This window comes from Roseibium sp. MMSF_3247 (assembly GCF_030733765.1).
Classification (GTDB): Bacteria; Pseudomonadota; Alphaproteobacteria; order Rhizobiales; family Stappiaceae; genus Roseibium.
In genome coordinates this window covers 290,061-310,377 of sequence record NZ_JASHII010000006.1, presented here as the reverse complement: position 1 = coordinate 310,377, position 20,317 = coordinate 290,061, and the positions used below count along the sequence as shown (strand labels likewise).

21 protein-coding genes are annotated in these 20,317 nt (G+C 57.3%); 14 read left to right on the top strand and 7 right to left on the bottom strand.

All coding sequences use genetic code 11. From position 1 onward, the window contains the following. Positions 1 to 44: 44 nt before the first annotated feature. The 3 genes from accD to RBB44_RS20265 all read left to right on the top strand — a co-directional run bounded on the left by accD (position 45) and on the right by RBB44_RS20265 (position 3,765). Positions 45 to 1,010: an acetyl-CoA carboxylase, carboxyltransferase subunit beta gene (accD, locus tag RBB44_RS20275; RefSeq protein WP_306149136.1), complete on the top strand. Its 966-nt coding sequence runs from the start codon at positions 45 to 47 to the stop codon at positions 1,008 to 1,010. Between the two features lie 139 nt (positions 1,011 to 1,149). After that, complete coding sequence (locus tag RBB44_RS20270; protein WP_306149137.1) at positions 1,150 to 2,466, top strand: folylpolyglutamate synthase/dihydrofolate synthase family protein; 1,317 nt, start codon at positions 1,150 to 1,152, stop codon at positions 2,464 to 2,466. 36 nt (positions 2,467 to 2,502) lie between these two features. Beyond that, on the top strand, positions 2,503 to 3,765 hold the full coding sequence (locus RBB44_RS20265; RefSeq protein ID WP_306149138.1) for a hypothetical protein: 1,263 nt from the start codon (positions 2,503 to 2,505) through the stop codon (positions 3,763 to 3,765). Between the two features lie 163 nt (positions 3,766 to 3,928). Here RBB44_RS20265 and RBB44_RS20260 read toward each other — a convergent pair whose 3' ends face one another. Further along, the gene (locus RBB44_RS20260; RefSeq protein WP_306149139.1) at positions 3,929 to 4,846 is read right to left on the bottom strand and encodes a bifunctional helix-turn-helix domain-containing protein/methylated-DNA--[protein]-cysteine S-methyltransferase; all 918 of its coding nucleotides are present in this window, start codon (positions 4,844 to 4,846) and stop codon (positions 3,929 to 3,931) included. 80 nt (positions 4,847 to 4,926) lie between these two features. After that, positions 4,927 to 5,388 (bottom strand): Lrp/AsnC family transcriptional regulator, encoded by a 462-nt coding sequence (locus RBB44_RS20255; RefSeq protein ID WP_306149140.1) that lies wholly within the window; start codon positions 5,386 to 5,388, stop codon positions 4,927 to 4,929. A gap of 137 nt (positions 5,389 to 5,525) precedes the next feature. Between RBB44_RS20255 and rocF the strand changes: the two genes are divergently transcribed. Continuing rightward, entirely contained in the window at positions 5,526 to 6,458 is a 933-nt protein-coding gene (rocF, locus tag RBB44_RS20250) for an arginase (RefSeq protein WP_306149141.1), read from the top strand. A gap of 7 nt (positions 6,459 to 6,465) precedes the next feature. Then, positions 6,466 to 7,554 (top strand): ornithine cyclodeaminase, encoded by a 1,089-nt coding sequence (locus tag RBB44_RS20245; protein ID WP_306149142.1) that lies wholly within the window; start codon positions 6,466 to 6,468, stop codon positions 7,552 to 7,554. Between the two features lie 105 nt (positions 7,555 to 7,659). Here the strand turns inward: RBB44_RS20245 and pyrF are convergent, their stop codons facing one another. Then, positions 7,660 to 8,385 (bottom strand): orotidine-5'-phosphate decarboxylase, encoded by a 726-nt coding sequence (pyrF, locus tag RBB44_RS20240; RefSeq protein WP_306149143.1) that lies wholly within the window; start codon positions 8,383 to 8,385, stop codon positions 7,660 to 7,662. A gap of 244 nt (positions 8,386 to 8,629) precedes the next feature. On the opposite strand from pyrF, the gene hisB reads away from it, so the two are divergent. The 8 genes from hisB (at position 8,630) to coaA (ending at position 13,717) form a co-directional block, all read left to right on the top strand. After that, positions 8,630 to 9,223 carry an imidazoleglycerol-phosphate dehydratase HisB gene (gene hisB / locus RBB44_RS20235; RefSeq protein WP_209176505.1) on the top strand — a complete coding sequence of 198 codons (594 nt, stop codon included), beginning with the start codon at positions 8,630 to 8,632 and terminating at the stop codon, positions 9,221 to 9,223. 132 nt (positions 9,224 to 9,355) lie between these two features. Next, positions 9,356 to 9,859, top strand: a complete 504-nt coding sequence (locus tag RBB44_RS20230) for a DUF2628 domain-containing protein (protein ID WP_306149144.1) — start codon at positions 9,356 to 9,358, stop codon at positions 9,857 to 9,859. Next, the gene (gene hisH / locus RBB44_RS20225) at positions 9,856 to 10,509 is read left to right on the top strand and encodes an imidazole glycerol phosphate synthase subunit HisH (RefSeq protein WP_306149145.1); all 654 of its coding nucleotides are present in this window, start codon (positions 9,856 to 9,858) and stop codon (positions 10,507 to 10,509) included. Before RBB44_RS20230 ends, hisH begins: the two co-directional genes overlap by 4 nt. 19 nt (positions 10,510 to 10,528) lie before the next feature. Next, on the top strand, positions 10,529 to 10,816 hold the full coding sequence (locus RBB44_RS20220; protein ID WP_008193989.1) for a DUF1330 domain-containing protein: 288 nt from the start codon (positions 10,529 to 10,531) through the stop codon (positions 10,814 to 10,816). 6 nt (positions 10,817 to 10,822) lie between these two features. After that, positions 10,823 to 11,557: a 1-(5-phosphoribosyl)-5-[(5-phosphoribosylamino)methylideneamino]imidazole-4-carboxamide isomerase gene (gene hisA / locus RBB44_RS20215; protein ID WP_306149146.1), complete on the top strand. Its 735-nt coding sequence runs from the start codon at positions 10,823 to 10,825 to the stop codon at positions 11,555 to 11,557. Between the two features lie 5 nt (positions 11,558 to 11,562). Then, positions 11,563 to 12,342: an imidazole glycerol phosphate synthase subunit HisF gene (gene hisF, locus RBB44_RS20210; RefSeq protein ID WP_306149147.1), complete on the top strand. Its 780-nt coding sequence runs from the start codon at positions 11,563 to 11,565 to the stop codon at positions 12,340 to 12,342. A 35-nt stretch (positions 12,343 to 12,377) separates the two neighbouring features. Next, complete coding sequence (locus RBB44_RS20205) at positions 12,378 to 12,701, top strand: phosphoribosyl-ATP diphosphatase (RefSeq protein ID WP_306149148.1); 324 nt, start codon at positions 12,378 to 12,380, stop codon at positions 12,699 to 12,701. Positions 12,702 to 12,751: 50 nt separating this feature from the next. Beyond that, complete coding sequence (gene coaA / locus RBB44_RS20200; protein WP_133952708.1) at positions 12,752 to 13,717, top strand: type I pantothenate kinase; 966 nt, start codon at positions 12,752 to 12,754, stop codon at positions 13,715 to 13,717. Positions 13,718 to 13,807: 90 nt separating this feature from the next. On the opposite strand, the gene RBB44_RS20195 is transcribed toward coaA, so the two are convergent. The 4 genes from RBB44_RS20195 to RBB44_RS20180 form a co-directional block, all read right to left on the bottom strand. Further along, on the bottom strand, positions 13,808 to 15,514 hold the full coding sequence (locus RBB44_RS20195; protein WP_306149149.1) for a methyl-accepting chemotaxis protein: 1,707 nt from the start codon (positions 15,512 to 15,514) through the stop codon (positions 13,808 to 13,810). 166 nt (positions 15,515 to 15,680) lie between these two features. Next, positions 15,681 to 17,483: a hypothetical protein gene (locus tag RBB44_RS20190; protein WP_306149150.1), complete on the bottom strand. Its 1,803-nt coding sequence runs from the start codon at positions 17,481 to 17,483 to the stop codon at positions 15,681 to 15,683. A 139-nt stretch (positions 17,484 to 17,622) separates the two neighbouring features. Beyond that, positions 17,623 to 18,180: an ActR/PrrA/RegA family redox response regulator transcription factor gene (locus RBB44_RS20185; RefSeq protein ID WP_055673113.1), complete on the bottom strand. Its 558-nt coding sequence runs from the start codon at positions 18,178 to 18,180 to the stop codon at positions 17,623 to 17,625. A 99-nt stretch (positions 18,181 to 18,279) separates the two neighbouring features. Further along, positions 18,280 to 19,605: an ActS/PrrB/RegB family redox-sensitive histidine kinase gene (locus tag RBB44_RS20180; RefSeq protein WP_306149151.1), complete on the bottom strand. Its 1,326-nt coding sequence runs from the start codon at positions 19,603 to 19,605 to the stop codon at positions 18,280 to 18,282. Positions 19,606 to 19,791: 186 nt separating this feature from the next. Between RBB44_RS20180 and secB the strand changes: the two genes are divergently transcribed. Beyond that, positions 19,792 to 20,295: a protein-export chaperone SecB gene (secB, locus tag RBB44_RS20175; RefSeq protein WP_133952712.1), complete on the top strand. Its 504-nt coding sequence runs from the start codon at positions 19,792 to 19,794 to the stop codon at positions 20,293 to 20,295. Positions 20,296 to 20,317 lie beyond the last annotated feature (22 nt).

Genomic DNA, 20,317 nt, shown 5'->3' with positions numbered 1-20,317 from the left:
ATCGCTCCGCTGTTGTGTAACTCGAGTAGACGGACGCGTTTGACGTGAACTGGATCAACTCTATTGTGCGCCCAAAGATCAGCGGTCTTTGGAAGAAGCGCGAGGTTCCGGAAAATCTCTGGATCAAATGCCCTGAGACCGGTGAAATGGTTTTTCACCGCGATCTGGAAGCAAACCTGTGGGTCATCCCGAGCTCCGGCCACCATATGCGGATGCCTGCGCGCAAGCGGCTCGAGTCCCTTTTTGACGAGAGCAATTACACCCGGCTCGACGCCCCGGATGTCACCATCGATCCTTTGAAGTTCCGCGATAGCAAACGCTACACGGACCGCCTGAAGGATGCCCGGGCAAAGACCGGCGAAGAAGAAGCGATCCATGTTGCCCAGGGCAAGGTCAATGGCATGGACATGACCGCCGCCGTTCAGGACTTCGACTTTGTCGGCGGGTCCTTGGGCATGGCCGTTGGTGAGGCGATCCTTTCTGGCATGATGAAGGCCGTGGAAGCCAAAACGCCCTTTGTCATGTTCACCGCATCCGGCGGAGCGCGCATGCAGGAAGGCATTTTGTCTTTGATGCAAATGCCGCGCACCACTGTCGGCATCCAGATGCTTCGTGAAGCCGGGCTTCCCTATATCGTTGTCCTGACCAATCCGACGACGGGCGGCGTTTCCGCGTCCTATGCGATGCTTGGCGATGTGCACATTGCGGAACCCGGCGCGATGATCGGTTTTGCCGGCCGCCGTGTGATTGAGCAAACCGTTCGCGAAAAGCTGCCGGACGATTTCCAGACAGCGGAGTACCTTCTCGATCATGGCATGGTCGACATGGTGGTGCCTCGTCAGGAAATGAAGGATACCCTTGCGCGGGTCTGCGGCATCTTGATGAAACGCGAAGTCGAGTTGCCGGCAATGATCGCCGACGAGACTTCGACCGCAGAGGCTTCGGAGACCGAAGAGGCGACAACTTCAGACGCCCAGGAGCCGAAGAAACAGCCTGAAGTCGCTGAATAACCTACAGAGTTGACTGGCTTATGTCGGAAATCGACCAAGGTCAGTCAGTTCCGGGCGGTCATGGACCCTCATGACCCGCTATCTCCAACAGGCGGGCAGAGCCGCCAATGGACACACATGGGACCCTCCGGAGGGCGCCTTGGATCAAATCACAAGAATTCTCGACCGCCTTCTGGCCTTGCATCCGAAAGAGATCGATCTGTCTCTCGGACGCATGCACCGTTTGCTCGCAGCACTTGGATCACCCGAAAAGCGCTTGCCGCCGGTCATTCACATTGCCGGGACAAATGGCAAAGGTTCAGTGACCGCGACCCTGCGTGCAATTTTGGAGGCATCCGGAAAACGATGCCACGTCTATACATCGCCCCATCTCGTCTCCTTCAACGAACGCATCCGGCTCGGAAGTGACAGCAAGTTCGTTTCCGACCCGGAGCTCTTCGATGCGCTGCAACGCTGTGAGGAGGCCAATGGCGGCGAGGAAATCACCTTCTTCGAGATTACAACGGCCGCCGCTTTTCTGTTGTTTGCCGAACATCCGGCAGATGTCGTCTTGCTGGAGGTCGGCCTCGGCGGGCGTCTGGACGCTACCAATGTAATCGATGATCCGCTGGTTTCCGTCATTACGCCGATATCGATGGATCATGAGAAGTTCCTGGGCGATGACCTCAGCGTTATTGCCGCCGAAAAAGCCGGCATAATCAAACCCGATCGCCCGGTAGTTTCCGCTGAACAGGATCCCGCGGCCCAAAAAGTTATCGAGCGCCAGGCTGCACGATGCAGAGCAGCCCTCAAGGTGTGTGGTCAGGATTTTGTCGCGCACCCGGATCAGGGCCGCATGGCCTATCAGGACGACGATGGTCTTTTGGATCTCGCGCAGCCAATTCTCGGAGGCGGCCATCAGTATGCCAATTCCGCTCTTGCACTGGCCGCTCTCAAAGCCGCTAACCTTCTGCCGGATGTCGCCTCCATCGATGCGGGATTGAAATCCGTGAACTGGCCAGGGCGTCTCCAACCGCTCACCCATGGTCCGTTGGTAGACATGTGCCCGGACGGGTCAGAAATCTGGCTCGACGGCGGTCATAATCCGGGCGCTGGGGTCACCGTCGCCCAATTCATGGGAGAGCAGGAAGAGCGGGGACCGCGGCCGCTCTATCTGGTTGCCGGGATGCTGACTACGAAGGATCCTGTCGGCTTTTTCCGGCCCTTTGACGGACTTGTCCGTCATGTCGGAACGGTGCCGATCGCAACCACCAACACGGCACGCACGCCGGAAGACCTTGCAGATCTCGCCCGGTGTGCCGGTCTTGAAGCGACACCCTTTCCATCACTGGACGCGGCCCTTGCCGATGTGGCAGCTTGTGCCGCAAAAGATGGCGAACCACCGCGCATTTTGATTTGCGGTTCGCTTTACTTGGCAGGTGAGGCACTGGCCCGAAACAATATGACGCCGGACTGACCTCACCCCTGACACAGGTACTCTGGAGGTTTGTTGATGATGGTTTCGGGTCTGGCATTCAAGCGATTGGCGGCGTGCGCACTCTTTGCCGGATTGCTCACCGGACCAGCTCTGAGCCTGTCTGACCAATATGAAACCGCACCAGAAGTGGCACCAGCCCAACTGCTTGACGGGAGAGAGGTTGGTCCGGGCTATGCCGTGCTGCCGCCGGTCAGAAGTACGGGCTTTCTGCACGACTATGAGCTGCAAGCCGATCAGGGCATAGAGCAGGTCCGCGGCGACGGCCTTTTGAAAATGCGATTGTCGGAAATCAAGGCATTTGTCGCGCTGGAAAGCCTGAAGAATGACGCAAGCTTCCTGGACGGCTTGAAACAATCTGCGCAAAAACCTGTCGAGTTTGTCGAAAGCACCATTCAGGACCCCGTCGGGACCGCCAAGAGCACCGTGTCAGGTGTGGGCCGGGTTTTCAGCCGACTGGGCAAGGGCGTGGAAGCTGCCGTCACCGGTCAGGGCGGATCGGCCGCGGATATTGCCAAGTCCATCACCGGACAAGCGCAGGCGCGGCGCGAGCTGGCCGTTCAACTCGGTGTCGACCCTTACACGTTCGACAAAGCCCTGTCTGCAAAGCTCGATGAGACGGCGAGCGTTACATCGGCCGGGAGCTGGACAGTGACTGCGATAACGGCTCTTATTCCCGGCGGCGTCTTCGTCAATGCCACCCGGGCCGCGGAAGACTTCCGTAACGTGATCGTCGACAGCACCGAAAGCGAGCTGCGCGAGCGGACGCTCGATACCTTCCGAAAGGCGGGTATTTCGGAACGCAGTATCATGAACATCGATAGCAACCCTCACTATACGGCCTCGGAAAAAGCCGTCATCGCCTACCAAATGGCGGCGATGCCAAGTGTGCAGGGGCTTGATCTGATTGCCGAAGATGCTGCGGGTGTGACAGACAGAGGACTTGCATATTTCCAGCTGCGCCGGATCGTGCTTTTGGAAACCTACCATCGCAAGATTTCCGGTTTGGGTCAAATCCGGGACGTGGCGGGACTCTCAGTGGCCATGCGGCGCGACGGTATGGCCGCCATCGTCATGCCCTATGACACCGTCGCCTGGACAGAACCTGCTGCCAAAACGTTTTCGGACCTGCAGGAAGGCTTGAACCGGTTGCCTTTCCCGCCAACAGGCGTCGATTTTTTGATCACAGGAACTGTGACACAGCTGGCGGCGGAGCGAATGACCGCTTTCGGTTGGGAAATCACCGGAGATTATCCGATGCCAGAAGGCCCGGTGCACTAAACCGCACCCTATTCTCTTTTACCTCGGCAGAGCCTCCCCGGCCTTGAAACAGGGTCGCCCATTGAGGTCCCGGCGCAAGGCCAGGACAGCAACACAGGCCGTGTTCCCTCAAAAGAGTATGACTGAGTTTACAAACGCGGTCGGACACTTTGCAGCGTTTGGGTCAAACGCACTCTAGAACCGGGCCAGAAAGGCCAGTTTCCCAGCCCAAAATGGCGCGTTTTCGGGTAAGGCCCCAGTGATAACCGCCAAGCTTTCCGCCTTTGGCCAACACCCGGTGGCAGGGCACCACAAAGGAAATTGGATTGCGCCCGACCGCAGACCCGACCGCCCGGGAAGCCTTTGGACTTCCAAGGCAAGCCGCGATATCGGAATAAGTGGTTGCCTTCCCCATCGGGATTTTCAAAAGCGTCTGCCAAACACGGATCTCAAAATCAGTCCCGATCATGACGATGTTGAGCGGTTGATCTTCCTGCCACTTCTGTGGGTCAAACACCCGGCCTGCATATTTGGCTGTTGCTTCTGGATCGTTGTGGAAGCTTGCCGCCGGCCAGCGCTCGCACATATCGCTGAGCGCGCTGTCCTCTTCCCCGGGATCCGCAAAGCCGAGACCGGCCAGGCCTTTGTCGGTGGCCATGATCAGCACCTGGCCGAAGGGCGAGGGATGAAATCCGTAGGCGATCTTCAATCCAGCACCGCGATTGCGGTAATCTCCCGGGGTCATCGCTTCATGAGTGATAAAGAGATCGTGCAACCGGGATGAGCCCGATAGGCCGACCTCATAAGAGGCATCCAGCACGCTCGCCGTATCGCGCAGCAACGCTTTGGCATGATCCAGCGTAATCGCCTGAAGAAACTGTTTCGGTGTGAGCCCAGCCCAGCGCGCAAACACTCGCTGCAACTGGATCGGCTGCAAACCGGCTTCCTTCGCCAACAATTCAAGGGTCGGCTGATCCCGCCAATCTTCTGTGATCCGTTTCAGCGTTTGACGGACAACTGCATAGTTTTCAGCAGCTTCCTCACCGACAGAGATCGGCTTGGGGTCGGACGCCAGTTGTGAAAGGTCGAGTGCCTTGGTCATGTCAAAACCATCGTTTCCTGTAATCTGACCAGACTATATCTCCCGCGAGTAGGGACTTCGACCCGATTTGCGAGCCATTCTCACCCAAGCGCATCCTTGAAGTGATCGGCAGATACAGCAGGGCCCTTTCGCGTGCTCAAAAGGATATTGGTTTCCGTTCCAGAAATCCCTTCAATCAGCCGGATGCGATGAAGGGCATCATCAAAAGCTTCCAGGTCTCTGGTGGCGATTTCCAGAACAAGGTCCCACTTGCCGTTCGTTGAGTGAATCGCGCGCACTTCGGTCATTGCCGCAAGCGCCTTGCTGACTGGATCGGTATTCCGCCCGTCAACGTGAACAAGCGTCACGGCCCTGATCGGCAAATCCCGCCAATCATCTTTGAGAACTGCCGTGAAACCCAGGATTTCGCCGCTTTCAATCAGTCTTTCCATGCGGGAGCGGACCGTTGCTCGGGAGACTTTCAAATCAATTGCCAAATCGGAAACCGACCTGCGGCCATCGTGGCGCAAAAGCGAGATCAAACGTGTATCAAGATTGTCCATTGTATCATTCTGATAAATTATAGTTCTCAAAATGATAGATCTCAGCACTATTTTGATCAAGTCTCAGGATTTACTCCGCCGCGTCACATCCGCACTCTTTGCGCGAATAATTGTCATCGGCGCAGAGGCGGGAAACCTTGAAGCAGAATATCGTTCTTGTCGGAGCTCCGGTCGAAGAAGGCACCGGGCGGCGTGGTTGCCTCATGGGGCCCGATGCCTACCGGACAGCGGGACTCGCCACGACCCTGGAAGCCCTTGGTCATTACGTCCGCGATGACGGCAATCTGCAACCCGAAACGGTGGACGATATCCGCCCGCCCAACGGGATCGTGAAGAATTTTGGCGCTTATGCCGGCTGGACACGATCGCTCTTCAAAAAAGCCTCCGACCTCGGAACCGGTGACAGTTTTCCGATCTACCTCGGCGGTGACCATTCCCTAGCAGCCGGAACCGTGGCCGGGCAGGCAAAGGCTGCAGCTGAAAAAGGCAGGCCCTTGTTTGTTCTCTGGCTCGACGCCCACTCGGACTTTCACACGCTGGAAAGCACAGACAGCGGCAATCTGCATGGAACACCGCTTGCGTTTGCTTGTGGCTTGCCGGGGTTTGATGCCGTGCTTGGCGCGCCCTTGACCCACCCGGTTTCGGCAAACCGGGTGGAAATCATGGGCGTGCGGTCCATTGATGAGGCTGAGCGAGACTTTCTTGTCCGCCATGGCGCAGGTGTTTCCGATATGCGCCGGATTGACGAAGAGGGGATCGGCAAACTCCTTCACCCGTTCCTCAATCGCGTTCGCGCCGAAAATGGTCTGCTGCACGTGAGCCTCGATGTGGATTTCCTGGATCCGGACATTGCTCCAGCCGTCGGCACCACCGTTCCGGGCGGGGCAACGTTCCGTGAAGCACACCTGGTCATGGAAATGCTGCACGACAGCGGGCTGGTGACATCGCTCGATCTCGTTGAACTCAACCCCTTTCTGGATGACCGCGGCAAGACCGCCCGCTTGATGGTCGACCTGACCGGCAGCTTGTTCGGCCGTCGCGTCTTCGACCGTCCGACACGCAGCTATTGAGGACCCCATGACTGAGACCCTTCACAATCCGAACCCGTCCGACCTGGCTTACGTGCCTTTTGTCAGTGTCGACAACATGATGCGCAACGTCCGGGCCATTGGTGCAGAGACCTTCATGCGCGGCATCGCCGACTACATCGAGCAGGATTTCCGCCGGTGGGAGAGTTTCGACAAGAAACCCCGGATCCCCGCACATGCACCGCAAGGCGTGATCGAGTTGATGCCCGCGAGCGATGATGAGTATTTCGGCTTCAAATACGTCAACGGGCACCCGGGCAACACACGCACCGGCATGCAGACGGTTACAGGCTTCGGCGTCTTGTCGCACATGTCGACTGGCTATCCGGTGCTGTTTACGGAAATGACGATCCTGACCGCGCTGCGGACAGCCGCCAATTCTGCGCTTGCGGCAAAATATCTGGCGCCAAAGAACTCAAAAACCATGGCGATCATCGGAAATGGCGCACAGTCTGATTTCCAGTGTCTGGCTTTCAAGGACATGCTCGGCATCACCGATATCCGCGCCTATGACATTGAACCGGCGGCCAGTTTGCGCTTGGCGCGAAACCTCGCGCACTCCGGACTGAATGTGACGATCTGCAAAACGCCGGAAGACGCCATTGAAGGCGCTGAAATCATCACAACCGTAACCGCCGACAAACGCTATGCCACGATCCTGACCGACAACATGGTGGGGTCTGGCGTCCATATCAATGCGATTGGCGGCGACTGCCCCGGCAAGACCGAACTGCACAAGGACATCCTGCTCCGGTCCGATATCTTCGTGGAACTGACCGAACAAACCCGAGAAGAGGGCGAACTCCAGCAACTTGATGCCGATCATCCGGTAACGGAGCTATGGCAGGTTTATGCAGGCCATGCGGAAGGCAGAACCTCTGATACTCAGATCACGTTGTTCGACAGTGTCGGCTTTGCGATCGAGGATTTTTCCGCCCTTCGGTATGTCAACGATATGCTGCCAAGCACCGGACACTTCGAAAAACTGGATCTTCTCGCAGACCCCGACGACCCACGCGATCTCTACGGCATGGTTCTGCGCTCAGATGCCAGCAATGGCGACGACAGAGCGGCCTAACAAAACTTCGAATGCGGCCCTGCTGCTAGGAGATGAAACGGTAGGGAGCCTTGGGCCAAGCCCACGGCTGTCCGGCTAAGGTTTCGGGCTCCTTTGCATCTCACCTCAAAGCGCCGAAGAAATTTCCTCAACGACGGCTTCGGCGGCGGCTCTCGGGTCATCTGCCTTTGAAATTGGGCGGCCAATGACGAGATAATCGCTGCCGGCCTTGATCGCGTCCGCTGGTGTCATCACACGGCGTTGATCTCCCGCAGCGCTGCCCGCTGGCCGGATCCCCGGGGTGACAATGACCAGCTCATCGCCGAGAGCCTTGCGCATGTCTGCCGATTCTGTCGGCGCGCACACAATCCCGCCCATTCCGGCAAGCTTGGCATCCTTTGCCCGCGCCTCGACAACGCTCGCAATCGGGCCGGTGTATCCGGCGGCAACCAGATCGGTTTCATCCATGGAGGTCAGAACCGTCACCCCAAGAATACACAGATCCGGATTGCCTTCTTCCGCCAGACCCTTCAGCGCAGCGCGCATGGTTTTCGGATAGGCATGCACCGTCATGAAAGTCATGCCCATCTTGGCGACATTGCGCACCGCCTTTGTGATCGTGTTGTCGATGTCGTGGAGTTTCACGTCCAGAAAGATTTTATGGCCGCTCTCGGCAAGCTCACGGGCAAACTCAAGACCGCCGGCAAACTGCAGTTCCATGCCGATCTTGTAGACGCCAACCACGCCTTCCGTCTGTTTGACCAGCGTCTCCGCCTCAGCGACGGTCGGAACATCCAGCGGCAGCATCAAGCGCTCGAGCGCTGTTTTCGGGGCAAAGCGGCTTGTCGGCATTGGGAACTCCTCGAGGCGAATTTGCCCGTTCCTAACACCAAGGATATCGCCGCACTACCGAATATCGCGGCCCCTCTGTGAGCTCGGCTCACAAACGATGTCACAAACAGGCGACACGGATCCACTTTCCGGCGGCTGACAAATGAAGCAAATGGTCGTGTTTTCAGCTATTTTCTTAAGTGGTTCAGGCTGCTACAACTGCGCCGCCGGTCAGCTTTGACGGCTTAAAAGGAGATTGCCCTTCATGCGCACAGCGAGCGTATCGCGCGACACCAAGGAAACCAAAATTTCGGTCGAGATCAATCTGGACGGAACGGGCGCCTATGACGTCCAGACCGGTGTCGGGTTCTTTGACCATATGCTGGAACAACTGGCGCGCCATTCGCTGATCGACATCAAGGTCCGGGCGGACGGCGACACGCATATCGATTTTCACCACACGGTCGAAGACACCGGCATTGCCCTCGGTCAGGCTCTATCCAAGGCAATCGGAGACATGGCCGGAATTACGCGGTATGCGGATACGCATCTAGCCATGGACGAGGCCCTGACACGCTGCGCGCTGGATGTGTCCGGACGCCCTTTCCTTGTCTGGGACGTAACCTTTGACCGCGACAAGGTCGGCGACTTCGACACGGAGCTGTTCGAAGAATTCTTCCGCGCATTTGCCATGAACGGCGGTCTAACGCTTCATATCGCCAATCTCTACGGATCAAACTGTCACCATATCGCCGAAACCTGCTTCAAGGCCGTGGCCCGGACGCTGCGCAAGGCAATTGAGATCGACCCGCGTCAGGCCGACCGCGTGCCGACCACAAAAGGTCAGCTCGGCGGTTGAGGCTAGAGCATTGGGCGTTTTGATTGAAACGCCCAAAGACGCTCGACCACTTAAAAGCGATCAGCTTTGGGCGTAAAATCGATTTTGATTTGACGCCCGCTGATCTAGCAACTTCGAAGAACGGATCGGCACATGACCAGTTACGTCGTGATGGCACCGCCCGAATTTGAATCGCTGAATGGCGACCCGGAAATCACCGGCCGGATGCAATTCGTGCCGGACAAGTTTTCGCCGCTTGCCTTCCTGTTTTCCATTCCGTGGATTCTCTTTCATCGGATGTGGCTGGTGTTGCTGGGCTATCTGGCTGTCACCCTGGTGATCGAGATCGCTGCGCTGTCGTTGGGCGGAGCCGCAATGGGCATCGCAGCCTTTGCGATTGCCATTCTCTTCGGGTTTGAGGCCCAGGCGCTACGCTGCTGGTCCTTGGAGCGCAAGGGATGGCAAATGGTCGGTGTTGCCGAAGGCAATGGCCGGGAAGAAGCTGAAATCCGGTTCTTCGCCAATCGCATGAACAAAGAACAGACCCCAATTACAAGAGACCAGCAGACCACGCGGCCCGCCACCAATCCGATCATTCCAAGGATCGGAAGCGAGCTGGTTGTCGGTCTGACGCTTGGTCCGGAGACCCGTCAATGACAATTGCGATCATCGATTATGGTTCGGGCAATTTGCGCTCGGCCGAAAAGGCGTTTGAGCGCGCGGCCCGCGCTCATGCCCATGTTCCCGATGTGATCGTCACCGCCGATCCTGACAGGGTGCGCAAGGCAGATCGGATTGTGCTGCCCGGTGTCGGAGCGTTCGCCGACTGTAAACGCGGCCTTTGGGCGGTCAACGGGATGCCGGACGCCCTTGAAGAGGCCGTTCACAAAAAGGGCAAGCCGTTTTTTGGGATCTGCGTCGGCATGCAGTTGATGGCAAGCCGCGGCCTGGAGTTTGAGACAATAGACGGTTTCGACTGGATCTCGGGCGACGTCACCGAGATGAAACCGGCCGATCAGACCCTCAAAATCCCGCACATGGGCTGGAACACCATTAATGTGAAACCGGAAAGCCATCCCGTCTTTAAGGGAATCGAGACGGGATCAAACGGACTGCACGCCTATTTCGTGCACTCATATCATTTTTCCTGCGCCAACGACGCGGACCGGCTGGCAACTTTCGATTATGCCGGGACGTTCACGGCAATGGTCGCCAGAGACAACATGATCGGAACACAGTTCCACCCGGAAAAAAGCCAGCGCCTCGGCCTTGAGCTGATCGCCAATTTTCTGGACTGGACACCTTAAACAAGACGGGGAGAGAACAATGGCCAAGGGATATTGGGTTGCACGGGTGGACGTGCGGGATCCGGATGGCTATCCGGCTTATGTAGAGACGGCAAAGCCTGCGTTTGAACGCTTCGGTGCGAATTTCCTCGCCCGCGGCGGCAAAACCGACGCCATCGAAGGCCAGGGCCGCGCCCGGAACGTCATTATTGAATTTCCGAGCTTCCAACACGCGGTCGATTGCTATAACTCGCCGGAATATCAGGAAGCGGTCAAAATCCGCCAGAAAGTAGCCGATGGCGAGATCGTCATCGTGGAAGGAATGTAAGACAAGATGATCCTTTTTCCCGCCATCGACCTGAAAGACGGCCAGTGCGTGCGCCTCAAGCTCGGCGACATGGATCAGGCGACCGTGTTCAATGATGACCCCGGCGCTCAGGCCAAGGCCTTCGAGGTCCAAGGGTTCGAGTGGCTGCACGTTGTCGATCTGAACGGCGCCTTTGCCGGTGAAAGCGTCAATGGTGCTGCGGTCGATGCCATTCTGGGGTCAACGAAAAACCCGGTTCAGCTGGGCGGCGGGATCCGGACCCTGGACCACATCGAAGCTTGGCTGGAGAAGGGTATCTCGCGGGTCATTCTTGGCACGGTCGCCGTGCGCCACCCGGACCTGGTGAAGGAAGCCTGCAAAAAGTTTCCGGGCAAAGTGGCCGTCGGCATTGATGCCAAGGGCGGCTATGTCGCGGTCGAGGGCTGGGCGGAAACATCTGAACTCACAGCCGTGGATCTCGCCAAGCAGTTCGAAGATGCCGGTGTTTCGGCGATCATCTACACGGACATCGACCGGGACGGCATCTTGAAAGGCCTCAACATACCGTCGACCCTGGAGCTTGCAAAAGCCGTCTCCATTCCGGTGATCGCCTCTGGCGGCCTTGCGTCAATCGACGACATTCACCGTCTTTTGGAGCCGGATTGCGCCATTCTGGAAGGGGCGATCTCCGGCCGTGCACTCTATGACGGACGCCTCGATCCCAAGGAAGCGATGGATCTGATCCGCGCCAGCCGGAGCTAAAAACCATGACCCTCAAATCCCGTGTCATTCCCTGCCTGGACGTGAAAGACGGCCGTGTCGTCAAGGGCGTCAATTTCGTGGATCTGGTCGATGCCGGAGACCCGGTGGAAGCGGCCAAGGCCTATGATGCAGCCGGAGCAGACGAACTCTGCTTTCTGGACATCACCGCCAGCCATGAAGGCCGGGACACGATCTATGATGTGGTTCGCCGGACCGCTGAAGCCTGTTTCATGCCAGTGACGGTCGGCGGCGGGGTGCGCACCGTGGAAGACATTCGCAAGCTTCTGATTGCCGGAGCGGACAAGGTGTCGATCAACACAGCTGCGGTGAAAAATCCGGAATTCGTGAAGGAAGCCGCCGAGAAATTTGGCGCGCAATGCATTGTTGTTTCGATTGACGCAAAGCAGGTCAATGCACCGGGCGAGCCGGACAAATTCGAGATCTTCACCCATGGAGGCCGCACCCCGACCGGGATCGATGCCATCGAGTTTGCCAAGAAGGTGGTTGCGCTCGGTGCAGGTGAACTGCTGGTGACCTCAATGGACCGCGACGGTACCAAGTCCGGCTACAACTTGGCACTGACGCGAGCAATCGCCGACGCTGTCCCTGTGCCGGTGATTGCTTCCGGCGGTGTCGGTACTCTGGATCACATGGTGGAAGGCATCCGGGACGGTCACGCGACCGCAGTGCTTGCTGCATCCATTTTCCATTTCGGCGAATACACGATCCACGAAGCCAAACAGCACATGACAGATGCCGGAATAGCTATGCGGATGGACGGCTGATTGCCGCGTTTGAGCTGCCGCAAGGACATAGACCAATGACGAAGTTCACACTGGAAGACCTCGACGCCATTATTGCGGCGCGCGCGCAGAGCTCGGATGAGATGTCCTATACGCGCAAGCTGATCGGTAAGGGCGTTGCCAAATGCGCTCAAAAACTGGGGGAAGAAGCAGTGGAGGCGGCGATTGCGGCCGTCCAGGAAGACCGGAAGGAACTGACGTCGGAAGCTGCAGATCTTCTCTATCATCTGCTGGTGGTTCTGAATGTCTTAAATGTTCCGCTGGATGATGTCATGGCAGAGCTTGCCGGGCGCACAGGACAAACCGGTCTTGAAGAAAAAGCATCCCGCCAACAGGAATAAATCCTGATAGGCTGATGCCGGCTGGCCACTGCAGCAGGGACGAAGGCACCATGGATCAGAAAGTCGCGACAGCGCTCGACATGGATTTGTCACCCTACAGGGTGTTTACCGAACGCCAGTGGTCTCGGCTGCGGGCCGATACGCCGATGACCCTGACCGCGAAGGAAGTCGCTCAACTGCAGGGCCTGAACGCGCCGGTCTCCATGGAGCAAGTGGAAGCGATTTATCTGCCGCTTTCGCGCCTTTTGGCCTTTTACGCTGAATCGACCGTTGGTCTGCACCAGGCAACCCAGGACTTTCTCGGCACGCGGGATGGCAAAACCCCGTTTATCATCGGCGTCGCAGGCTCCGTATCGGTCGGAAAATCGACCACGAGCCGTGTCCTTCGGGAGCTTCTGGCGCGCTGGCCAGCCAGTCCGAAAGTCGATTTGATCACAACGGACGGATTTCTCTTCCCGAATGCCATTTTGGAATCCGAAGGCCTGATGTCCAAAAAAGGGTTTCCGGAAAGCTTTGACCGGCCCCGTCTTCTGAAATTCCTGTCCGACATAAAGGCCGGAAAGCGGCATGTTCGCGCACCTGTTTATTCGCACTTCTACTACGATGTGATGCCCGGTCACACAGTGACCGTCGACAAACCGGACATTTTGATCGTCGAGGGGCTGAACGTCTTGCAGACGCGCGAACTGCCACGGGACGGGCGGGCGGTTCCGTTCGTCTCGGATTTCTTTGATTTCTCCGTCTATATGGACGCGGACGAAGAACTGTTGCGGCAATGGTACGTCGATCGCTTCATGCGCCTGAGGGAAACGGCCTTCCGCGATCCGGGATCCTATTTCCATAAGTTTTCGCGCATCACAGACAAAGAAGCCGTGGAGACTGCAAACACGATCTGGTCGAACATCAACCTGGTAAACCTTCGGGAAAACATCCTACCAACCCGGCCACGCGCAGACTTGATCCTGACCAAGAATGCCAGCCATCGGATCTCCAAAGTCGCCCTGCGCAAAATCTGATGAGCGCGTTACTCAAATAACAGACGCATAAAGGAAAACCCGCGAAGCAAGTGCTGCGCGGGATTTTTTTGATTTGCAGTTCACTTGGATTTAAGCGACGGAGCGCTTGCGGACTTCGCTCAAGAACGTGGCAACCTGATCCCGCAACATACTGGCGTTTTGTTCCAACTGCTGCGCAGAAGACTCGACGTTGCCTGCAGTGTCACGGGTATTCTCCGCGGCAGAGGCGACCGATTCAATGCTGGTCGTCACTTCTACAGTGCTGCGGGAGGCTTCCGTCGCATTGGTTGCAATTTCCTGAGTTGCAGCGCCTTGCTCTTCGACAGACGAGGCAATGGACGAGGCGATCTCGTTCATGTTGTTGATGATCTCAGTGACAGAAGAGATGGCGGTTGCCGCATGGCCAGTCTCATCCTGGATCGCAGTGATCTGGCTTGAGATTTCTTCGGTCGCCTTGGAAGTTTGTGTTGCAAGCTCCTTCACCTCGGCTGCAACAACGGCGAAGCCTTTGCCCGCTTCACCGGCGCGCGCTGCCTCGATCGTTGCGTTCAACGCAAGCAAGTTGGTCTGTTCGGCAATGGCTTGGATAAGGGTGACGACTTCACCGATGCGGCCCGCTGCTTCCGACAAACCGTTCATGCGCTGGTTGGTCGCTGCAGCCTCATTGGCTGCCTTGGCCGCAATCTCACTGGACGACTGCACCTGACGGCGGATCTCGTTGACCGATGCGGACAACTCTTCAGCCGCTGCAGCCACGGTTTCCACGTTGTGTGCAGCTTGAGAAGATGCATTCGACACAAACCCACTCTGTTCAGTGGTTTGGGCGGCAACGCCGGTCATGTCCGCAGAAGCTGACTGCAGTCTTTGAACGGAGGAATCGATGATGTTCATCATGTCGGTGATCTGACGATCAAATTCCGCGCTGAGCTGCTGAATTTCAGCACCCTTGCGAGCGGCCTCTTCCTGGATGACATCCTGCTGAGTTTCCAGGTCACGCCGGGCCGCTTCGTTTTTAACGAAGACTTCCATTGCCGAGGCCATCTGGCCGATTTCGTCACCGCGGTCCGCGCCTTCAATAACAACGTCAACTTCACCATCTGCGAGACGGTTCATGTTTCCGGTGAGCTTGGTGAGCGGAACGACTGTTGCACGCACGGCAAAGATGGCAATGCCCATTGCGATGAGCGCACCAACCACAGCCAACGCGATAATCACGGTCGCAGCGCTCCAATAGGCTGCGTCCAGATCATCCATGTAAACACCAGTGCCGAGCATCCAGCCCCATGGCTCAAATCCAGCACCCCAACCATACTTGGCAATCGCGACTTCGCTGTTTGCGCGCGGCCAGAAGTAGAGCAAAGACCCACCGCCAGCTTTCGCGGACTTGATCAGTTCAGCGACGATCTTCACACCCGTCTTGTCGGTGAAGCCCATCATATTTGTGCCGATCAACGACGTTTTTGGATGAACGAGGTTGTTGCCTGCATAGTCATAAACGAAGACGTAGTTGTCGCCTTCAAACCGCATGGCGCCGATAGCAGCCTTCGCGGCGGCCTGAGCATCTTCCTTGCTCATCGCGCCGGACGCTTCCTGCTCCTGGTAGTAGGCAGCGATCGTTGCTGCGCTGTTGGAAATGTCTTCAATCTTCGCGAGCTTCTGATCAAACATAGCCGAATAAAGGCTGTTCAAGCTGATGACACAGATCGCAATTGTGAAAAGAAGAATGGTGGCGATCGGTAGACTGATCTTCCAGGTGATTGGCCAGCGGGCGAATGACATTTCCGGTGATTCCCTCATTTAACTCCTGAGGGAAAGAAACACCGAACTGCTGACCAAAGGCTTAAAAGTTACGCGTTTTTGCAAATAAATAGGGCATTCATTGGTAGATTGACGTACCTGACATGCAGCTACTGCTCAACATCTACCATTGATTGCTTATGTTTTTACCACACCCTGTTAGTAATCACCGTCTGGCGCAAAAAACATCCCGCAATCCTGGTCGTGACCAACTGGCATTCTGAAGCTGACCTTTCAGCACATGCCCCTGAGCCTCGAAATAGAATGTATTTGCTCCGCCCTGACGTTGAAGTGTCACAGCGCCATACCCCATTTCGGCAACCGTTGCCGTCTGACCATCCGGCGAGAAAACGACATTGAGATCAATGCCCGCCGTGCAGAGATAGTCCGCCACATTGCCGCGCGCCGCCTGCTGCGGATAGGCCTGCGGAGAATTCAAACCGCCAACGCTTCCCGGGGGCACCGGACCACCCGGCAATTGCCCTGGCTGACCACCGAACGTGTTTCCGAAGCCGCCAGGCACGGAGCTAGGAGCTCCTTGAACAACCACCTCGCGGTAGGGTGTCCGGCTCACATAAATGCCCCGACACTGGCCGTTGGCACCGCGCACGGTCCATGCATGGGATACATAGGTTTGCTGCTCCAGGATTTGACCCGGTTCGAGGCGGGCGTAGGGACGCTCACCGCCACGATAGTCGACCCAGTTCACTTCAATCACTTCTGCGCTTGAATTGCGGAAGATGATTTCGCCCGGCCTTTCAGCTTCCACGGAGCGGACACGGCCAAGCTCCGTACATGCGAGGTCCGAGCTCGGATCCTGACCCGGTGCAAGCCCATTATCGGACACGATCTGCTGCGGAACCGCGCATGTTGCGACAAACAGGCGGACAGGGTTTGCGCTTCCCCTCAAGGACACTGTGTAAGGTGGCAATCCTTCAACGGTGATCGACAGTTCCGATTGCTGGATCAACGCCTGCCACAAGGGATCAGTCATCTCCAGAGTCACTTGCGGGAGCGACACACCGGCTTCATTGGCGTTGGAGGACCCGAACGCGCTGTAGCTTGCGGAAAAATCACCGGCGACCAACGAGACCGTCTGCGGCATGCCTTCAATCAATCCGGCCGGGGCTTGCTGAAATGTCACCGCAGCAAAGCCGGACTGCGTGCTGCATTGCGCCCGGAAGTCCCGGTCATCGGTTTGCGGCGCTGAGTGCTGAAGAACAGAAAGTGCTCCGGGTTGGCTGCCCGGCTCGGCGATCCACTCCCGTGTTTCGGATGGGGTCACAAGCACGGCCTGGGTATTGGCTTGCCCCGAATTACCGGTCTGGTTCAGCCGGTCTTGCACCAGATTTTCCAAGCCGCCCGGCAAAGCCGCGGTATCTGTCTGCCCGTCCGGCACCGAGATTGGCGTTTCAACTTGTTCCAGTGGCTCCAGACCACCAGCCAACGGTTCCAGGGACCCGGACGGACCCGTATCCACCGCCGACAGATCAACCGGATCCGGGGATCCAGTGTTCTGGTTCGACTGAGGTGTTTCAGACGTCGCTGTAATTTGCTGCTCAGGCGAACTGGTGCTCGGCCCGGCTGCCACACCGGATCCCGCGCCGACAACACGTGCGACGGCACCCGGTTTTTCGTTGCTCGTCACATCGACAAGCAAAGTGTTTCCGCTACAGATATTGGCATCTCTGTGCAGAACCCGGCTGTTTTCGAGCGTGATTTCAAGTTTGATATCGCACGGAGGCAACGTGTTGCTGCTGCCGATCGTGTCAATCACGACGCCCTTGTCGTCTCTATTGATAATCGGCCGGTAGCGCTTGTTGAGGGTAACGGACCGGATCCCCGGCTCAGCCGGCTCCACATTGATACGCAAGGTCTCCGGCGCGGATTGTGCGTGTACGCCGTTGATCGTGCAGAGCGCACCAAGACCAATAAAGGCCATGAGACCAGTACGGAACAAAATTGACATATCAGTCCTGGCAGCCGAGCGCCGCATTGGCGATCTCCATGAGAGCGCGATGGGATAATGAGTTGCGATTACTTAGGCAAAGTGGCACCGAAAGGGCAAGCCTCCCGTGTTTCTAACAAACCTATTGATTGGCCAGACCCTAGCGTGGAGCGCGCTTTGCCAAAATACGCTGCAACGTGCGCCGGTGCATATTGAGCCGCCGAGCTGTTTCAGAAACGTTGCGATCACACAGTTCATAGACGCGCTGGATATGCTCCCAACGGACGCGGTCTGCGGACATCGGATTTTCCGGCGGCTCTGCCTTGTCTTCCGGTTTCCGTGCCAAAGCTGCGATGATGTCGTCGGGATCCGCAGGTTTTGCCAGATAGTCGATTGCGCCCATCTTCACCGCGGTCACCGCAGTCGCGATGTTTCCATACCCGGTTAGAATGATAGCGCGGGCATCAGGGCGCCGGGCCCGGATTTGCTGGATGACATCCAGACCGTTACCGTCTTCCAGGCGCATGTCGACAATTGCAAACGCCGGAGCATTTTGGCTGATTTTGATGACGGCATCCTGCAATCCGTCAGCCGTCTCCGTGCTGAAGCCACGTTTTTCCATGGCCCGGGCCAGTCTTTGCTGGAAGGGCTTGTCGTCATCAACGATGAGGAGGCTCTTATCCTCAAGGCTTTCAATCGAAACAATCGGATCTGTCATACCGCACAACCGTTTATTGCTTTACGCGGTTACCGCCCGTCTGGATGAAACTTGGGCAATTATTGCCAAGGCGGAACTGCATTTTCTCTGGTTATGGGGCTAATCGGTCGTTTCGTCCACTCCTTGATGCCGTTCAAAGACCTCTCGCGGCCAACTGACGCGGATCATGGCACCTCTGGACCCTGGTCCGAGATTGCCGAGCTGAACCCGGGCCCCCGTGCGCTCCAGAAGTGTTTTGGCAATAAATATCCCGAGCCCCAGGCCACCCGCCGTGCCCTTTCCCCGTGATTTTCCGCCGCGAATTGAGACATACGGATCACCGATTTTGCTGAGGATCTCTTGGGCAAAGCCCGGTCCATCGTCTTCGATGGTCAGGCTCAGTGTCTTGTCGTCCCATGCGGCCGAAACGGTAACGCTGGATTTGGCAAAGTCGATCGCATTCTCAACCAGGTTACCAAGGCCATAGCGGATCGCAGCGTTTCGCGTACCGATCGGTTCCGGGCCTTCTCCCTCCAGAACCGGGTGGATCGGCACACCGGTACCACGATACGGATCGATCACGTCTTCAATCAGCTGCGACACCGGCATGCTCTGATAAGTCTTGTCCTCTTCGCTTGATAGGCTCGTCAGCTGCTTGAGGATCGTACGGCAGCGTTCTGCCTGTGATCGGATCAAAGCCACATCTTCGCCGCGGGGGTCACCGGTATCGAATTCATCGGAGAGTTCCTTGGCGACAAGATAGATCGTTGCCAAAGGCGTGCCGAGCTCGTGGGCTGCGGCTGTCGCCAACCCGTCCAGTGCATTCAAATGCTGCTCGCGCGCCAAGACAAGTTCTGTTGCCGCCAAAGCATCCGCCATCTGACGGGCTTCCTCGGCAACGCGAAAGGCATAGATCGCCATGAACACAAGCGTCAAAACGAGCGCGACCCAGATGCCGACGGAATAGACCACCGGCAAACGGAACTCATTGCCAACCGGCCAGGGCAATGGGAAATGGTAGACTGCAAGAATGCTCGCACACAGCGTTGCCAACGCGCCCAAAAGGACAGTGTGACGCGCCGACAAACCGGCAGCCGACACCATGACCGGCGCCATCAATAGGAACGCAAAGGGATTGCCCAGCCCTCCAGTTAAGAAAAGCAGTCCGCTCATCTGCAGGATGTCATAGCCGAGCTGGATCACACCGCCGCGCTCTGACAGACGCGTCACCGCAGGCGCTCTGATTTTCAGAAAGATATTGAGCCAAGCCGACATGGCGACGAGCGCAAAGGCAGGTACTGCCGGCAAGGGATACCCAAGTCCCACATGCACTGCGAGCAGCGCGATGGTTTGACCGCCGATCGCCAGCCAGCGAAGGCGAACGAGTGTATCGAGTTTCAGATGCCTGTGCTGCAGGAGGACGGTGGAAGTTGGATCATCAGCCATCTGTCCCTTTTGATACGGTTTTCCGGGCCTGACAAGCCGCCATTCCCCACCCGGGCCTTGTGTCTGGCCCCTCTAAATGGTAGCCAGCCGGGGAATGGTGGTTGTAGGCAGACGCGGACCTGCAGCCAGTTGGGGCGGCAACGCCCTTTACCTTGAAACAGCACCGCGCAACGGAATTATACAACGATGACCGACACCAACGACGGCGGCGCAGCCCCGCAGGCGGAAGGCGCCGATGCTGCACCGGGCATGAACATCCTTGGCCAGTACATCAAGGATCTCTCTTTCGAAAACCCGAATGCACCGCGCTCCCTGATCCAGGGTGAGCAGCCGAAGCTCGACATCAATGTCAATGTTGGCGCCCAACAGGTCGGCGACGACCAGTTCGAGGTGATCCTTACCCTGAACGCCAAGGCCGAGCGTCCGGACATGGTGATGTTCAACGTTGAACTGGTCTATGCAGGCCTGTTCAAGATCTCTGGCGTTCCGGCCGATCACATGCACCCGTTCGTTATGATCGAATGCCCGCGCATGTTGTTCCCATTCGCGCGCAACATTCTGTCTGAAGCAACCCGCAACGGTGGTTTCCCGCCGCTGATGCTCGACCCGATCGATTTTGCACAGCTTTACCGCCAGAACATGGCAAACCAGGCCGCAGATCAGCAGGCTGGCGAGCAAAAGCCGAACTAAGCTTTTTAGATATAAAAGACCA